At 64.9% G+C, this 4,680-nt stretch carries 5 protein-coding genes; 4 read left to right on the top strand and 1 reads right to left on the bottom strand.

Annotated features, from left to right (window positions below):
- A partial coding sequence (tsaD, locus tag RTX98_RS19950) for a tRNA (adenosine(37)-N6)-threonylcarbamoyltransferase complex transferase subunit TsaD (protein ID WP_312798620.1) occupies nucleotides 1–578 on the bottom strand: 578 nt, incomplete at its 3' end.
- 150 nt (nucleotides 579–728) lie between these two features.
- Between tsaD and hemC the strand changes: the two genes are divergently transcribed.
- From hemC to RTX98_RS19930, 4 genes are all read left to right on the top strand, one after another.
- Nucleotides 729–1,655 carry a hydroxymethylbilane synthase gene (gene hemC / locus RTX98_RS19945; protein WP_312798618.1) on the top strand — a complete coding sequence of 309 codons (927 nt, stop codon included), beginning with the start codon at nucleotides 729–731 and terminating at the stop codon, nucleotides 1,653–1,655.
- Between the two features lie 6 nt (nucleotides 1,656–1,661).
- Entirely contained in the window at nucleotides 1,662–2,390 is a 729-nt protein-coding gene (locus RTX98_RS19940) for a uroporphyrinogen-III synthase (protein ID WP_312798617.1), read from the top strand.
- 125 nt (nucleotides 2,391–2,515) lie between these two features.
- The gene (locus RTX98_RS19935) at nucleotides 2,516–4,126 is read left to right on the top strand and encodes a hypothetical protein (protein WP_312798616.1); all 1,611 of its coding nucleotides are present in this window, start codon (nucleotides 2,516–2,518) and stop codon (nucleotides 4,124–4,126) included.
- A gap of 11 nt (nucleotides 4,127–4,137) precedes the next feature.
- The coding region (locus RTX98_RS19930) for a heme biosynthesis HemY N-terminal domain-containing protein (protein ID WP_312798615.1) at nucleotides 4,138–4,680 on the top strand (543 nt) is incomplete at its 3' end.

Raw genomic sequence — 4,680 nt, 5'->3', positions numbered from 1 at the left:
GCGGCGATCTCGACATTAGGGCCGCCGGGAAAGGGCAGGCCGATCAGCTTGGCGGTCTTGTCGAAGGCTTCGCCGAGCGCGTCGTCGATCGTGGTGCCCCAGCGCTCATACTGGCCGACGCCTTTCACCAGAACGAGCTGGGTGTGGCCTCCGGACACGAGCAGCAGGAGATAGGGGAAGGCAACGCCATCGGTCAGGCGGGCGGTGAGCGCGTGGCCTTCGAGATGGTTGACGGGCAGAAGCGGCTTGTTGGCTGCTGCGGCCAGCGCCTTGGCGGTCATCAGGCCGACGATGAGGCCGCCCACGAGGCCGGGGCCGGCGGTGGCGGCGACGGCGTCGATGTCTGCGAGCGTCAGGCCGGCTTCGTCGAGGGCCGCGGCGACGATGTCGTCGAGGGCTTCCACATGGGCGCGGGCGGCGATCTCCGGAACGACTCCGCCGAAGACTGCGTGGTCGGCGATCTGGCTGAGAACGACATTGGACAGGATGGTGCCGCTGCCGTTTTCCTCGCGCAGCACGATCGCTGCGGCGGTTTCGTCGCAGCTTGTCTCGATACCCAGAACACGAACAGGGCCCATAACACTAACGGGATTATGGACGCGGCCGGGGACGCGGATTGTCACGGGTTGGGCTCCATCATTGCCGCTGGCGGCGTTCCCCGGTAGGAGAAGCGCAAAGACAAAGGCTTGGGTTTCACCTGAGCGCGCGTATCACGGACCGAGTTCACCATGCAAACACAGCCCATCCGCATCGGTACCCGCGGCAGCGATCTCGCTTTGGCGCAGGCGCGCGAAACGCGGGCGCGGCTGATGGCGGCGCATGGCTTGGCCGAAAACGCGTTCGAGATCGTGGTCATCACCACGACCGGTGACCGCATCACCAACCGGCCCTTGTCGGAAGTGGGCGGCAAGGGCTTGTTCACGCTGGAAATCGAGGAAGGGCTGATCGAAGGTCGGCTCGACCTCGCCGTGCATTCGTCGAAGGACATGCCGACTGTCTTGCCGGAAGGGCTTGAGCTTTCCGCCTTTTTGCCGCGCGAAGATCCGCGCGATGCGTTTATCGGCAAGGCGGCGCCAACGATCGCCAGTCTCCCGCAGGGTGCGGTGATCGGTTCAGCCTCCTTGCGGAGGCAGGCGCTGTTGCGGCGGATGCGGCCCGATCTCAACGTAGTGCTGTTTCGCGGCAATGTGCCGAGCCGGCTGGCGAAGCTGGAAGCGGGCGAGGTGGATGCGACCTTGCTGGCGCAGGCGGGCTTGAAGCGGCTCGGGCTGGAAGCGGCGACGACCGAACTGCTGCCGCTCGATACCTTCCCGCCGGCACCGGGTCAGGGCGCGATCACCATCGAATCGCGGCGCGGCGACGAGCGGATCAATGCGATCCTGGCCCCGATCCATCATCGCGAAACAGGTCTGGCGCTGACGGCCGAGCGCGCTTTTCTTGGTGCGCTTGACGGGTCTTGCAAGACGCCAATCGCCGGGCATGCGGTGGTTGATGGCGACACGCTTTCGCTGCACGGCATGATCCTCACGCCGGACGGTACGGAAGCGCATGAAACGCGCGTCGATGGGTCCGTTGGGGATGTCGTGGCGGTGGGCGTTGAAGCCGCGCGGATCTTGCGCGAGCGCGCCGGGCCGAGCTTTTTCACGACCTGGTAAACGGCGATGACGAGGGCACGCGTTCTTCTCACGCGGCCCGAGCCGGGTGCGTCGCGCACGGCAAAGACGCTGGTTGCGCGGGGCTATGAACCGTTTGTGATGCCGCTGACGCAAGTGCGGGCGGTCGCGGATGCCGGTCTGTCAGCTGCTGTCGATTGTGTTGCCGTAACCAGCGCCAATGCGGTGCGCTATGCTTCGCCGGAGCTGATCGCAGCGCTGCGAGGGCTTCCGGTGTTCGCGGTCGGCGCACGAACGGCGGAGGCGGCGCGTGCAGCTGGGCTGAGCGATGCGGAAGATGCTGGTGGTACGGCGGCTCTGCTCGCGGCAACGCTGATTGCCCGCACGCAGGCTGATGCGAGGGTCGCCTATCTCTGCGGGACGCCGCGCAAGCCGGTTCTGGAGGCGACACTGCTTGGGGCGGGGCGGCAGGTTGAGGTGGTTGCGACCTATGCGACGGTTCGTTTCGTTCCTGAGCCTCCTGAACTGGACGCGTTGGCGCGGCACGGCTTCGATGCCGTTCTGGTTTACTCTGCCGAGAGTGTCGCAGCGTTGATGGATGTCTTCAGCAAACTTGAGCGCTCACTGTGGCGAAGCGCTGTCTTCGTGTGTCTGTCCGCCGATGTAGCCCAAGCTTTGCACGGCGATCTGCACGTTGTCATCGCCGCGACACCGGATGAACCAAGCTTGCTCGCGCGCCTCGACGGACTTTTTGCAGGGCCATCCGGCTCGCATTGAGCCGCGCCTGCGACTCCGCGCTTGCTGCCGCACCCCTTTTCAGGTGACCCTCCTGTTCTAGATCGTGATATCGAAATGTTCGTCTGTCCGGCAGCGTGCCGAAAACCAGAGCGGAGACGGGAAGCATGGTGAAAAAACCGAGCACACGGCACTCGAAGAGCAGCCGGGAGCCCGTCACCATCGATCTGGATGCGTCGGAAGCCAAGATCGCGGCTTCGCCTGGCGATGGCGGGCCGTTTGAGGGTTCGCCCACAGGAGGCGCACCTTCGTTCACCGAAACAGAAGGTACGGATCTGTCCGGCCAGCCGCAGCGCGGTCCAGCGACCCGGGCCGGCGAGGTTTATTTCGATGCGCAGGCCGATCGCATGGGCGGCGAGCCGTTTCAATCCGAACCCTCGCTTGCCGATGAAGCGCTGGTCGACACGCATGCGGATTCGCCGATCCTGCGTCTGGATGACGGCGAGCAGCCGGCGCAATCCACCAGCGACATGCTGCATGCGGACCGTTCGGCTGAAGATCGCGATATCGAAGCCGACAAGGAAACGGTGGTCGAAGCGGCCTCTGTTGAAACCCACAATCCCTACGAGACACCTGCCGCATATGACGATCCAGATTACGAAAAGCCGCCTGTGCATCCAACTGCGGCAGCGTCAACCGTGACGCCCGAACCTGCAACGCCTGCCCGTCGTGGGGCTGGTTTCGGGTCGCTTCTGGCGGCTGGTTTGATCGGCGGCGCCCTGGCGCTGGGCGGTTCGATGCTGCTGGGAAGCGGTCTTCGCGACAATGATGCACCGGTGAGCGGCGGCGCTTCGACCGCCGATCTGGAAGCCTTACGCGCCGAGGTCGGCGAGCTTCAGGCTGCCCGCAACACGGCGCCGGTGGCAGCCGGCAATGGTGATGTTTCAGCCGAGATCGAGCAGCTGCGCACGCAAGTAGCGGCCTTGCAGCAGGGTGGCGGTGAAGCGTCTGGCGGAGGTGGGGACACGCAGGCACTCACCAGCCGCATTGACGAACTGGCCGCGCAGTTGCAACAGCTCAGCCAGAACGGCGGCAGTGGTGGACAGCCAGTTGATCTGCAGCCGCTGAACGGCCGCATCGACGCGCTGGAACAGTCCCTGCAAGCGGCAAGCCAAGCTGCCACCCAGGCAGGCAGCGCGGATGAGCAACGCCTGAGCGAATTGCAGCAGTCGCTTGCGACTTTGAGCCAGCGAGTGGAAGAGCGCGCCAACGATCCGCGCCTTGCCTTGGCAATTACCGCTTCGGCGCTGAAGGCGGCGATCGATCGCGGCCAGCCGTTCCAGACCGAGTTCGACGCTTATGTCGCGGCTGCCCCGAATGCACCGGAAGCCGACACGCTGCGCGGCATGGCTGCCACCGGCGTGCCGACGCGTGCGGAGATTTCGTCTGAACTGACGGAGGCCACAAGCGCAATGGTGGCTGCCGGCAAGACCGAGCCGGAGAATGCCGGCGTTGTGTCGCGTCTGTGGTCGAGTGCGACCGATCTGGTAGAAGTTCGCCCGGTCGGGGCCAATGTGCAGGGCAATGAGCCCGGCGCGATCGTTGCCCGCCTGGAAGCGGCGGTGCAGGCCGGCGATTATGAGAAGGCGATTGCCGAATATGATACTCTGCCGGCTGGCTCAAAGAGCGCCGGTGCCGACTTCATCGCCAAGGTTCGCGCCCGTCAGGCTGCGGATGATCTGGTCGGCAAGGCGCTTGCCGAAGCGCTCAAGGCCTGAGGACGCCCTTCATGATCCGTCTTCTCGTCTTCCTGCTTGCAGTTTTCGCCTTTGGTCTCGGCTTCACCTGGCTGGCCGACCGTCCCGGAGAAATGATGATGACCTTCGGCGGTTATCAGTATCGCGTTTCGCTGATGGTCGCGACCGTCACCGTCGTGGCGATCGTCGCCGGTGTGATGCTGCTTTGGTGGGTTCTAAAGGGTCTTTGGAGAAGCCCTTATACCGTCACCCGCTATTTCCGCACGCGTCGGCGTGATCGCGGCTATCAGGCGCTGTCGACCGGTTTGATCGCGGCTGGTTCGGGTGATGCGGCCAAGGCCAAGTCGATGCGCAAGCAGGCGGCCAAGCTGATCAATGCCGACCAGGAACCGCTGGTGCATCTGTTGGACGCGCAAACGGCGATGCTGGAAGGCGACCACGAGGGCGCGCGCAAGAAGTTCGAGGCGATGCTCGACGATCCCGAAATGCGGCTGCTGGGCCTGCGCGGGTTGTATCTCGAAGCTGAGCGCCACGGCGACCACGCCGCTGCCCGTCACTATGCCGGCCGCGCCGCA

Origin of the sequence: Tianweitania sp., assembly GCF_032053605.1 — a bacterium.
Lineage (GTDB): Bacteria > Pseudomonadota > Alphaproteobacteria > Rhizobiales > Rhizobiaceae > Tianweitania.
Note: the sequence above shows the minus strand (reverse complement) of the source record. Positions and strands in the feature narration are given on the sequence as shown.

Excerpts from the sequence above, each read along its gene's own strand:
- RTX98_RS19940 (WP_312798617.1), top strand. The coding sequence starts at position 1,662 with ATGACGAGGGCACGCGTTCTTCTCACGCGGCCCGAGCCGGGTGCGTCG.
- RTX98_RS19935 (WP_312798616.1), top strand. The coding sequence starts at position 2,516 with ATGGTGAAAAAACCGAGCACACGGCACTCGAAGAGCAGCCGGGAGCCC.
- hemC (WP_312798618.1), top strand. The coding sequence starts at position 729 with ATGCAAACACAGCCCATCCGCATCGGTACCCGCGGCAGCGATCTCGCT.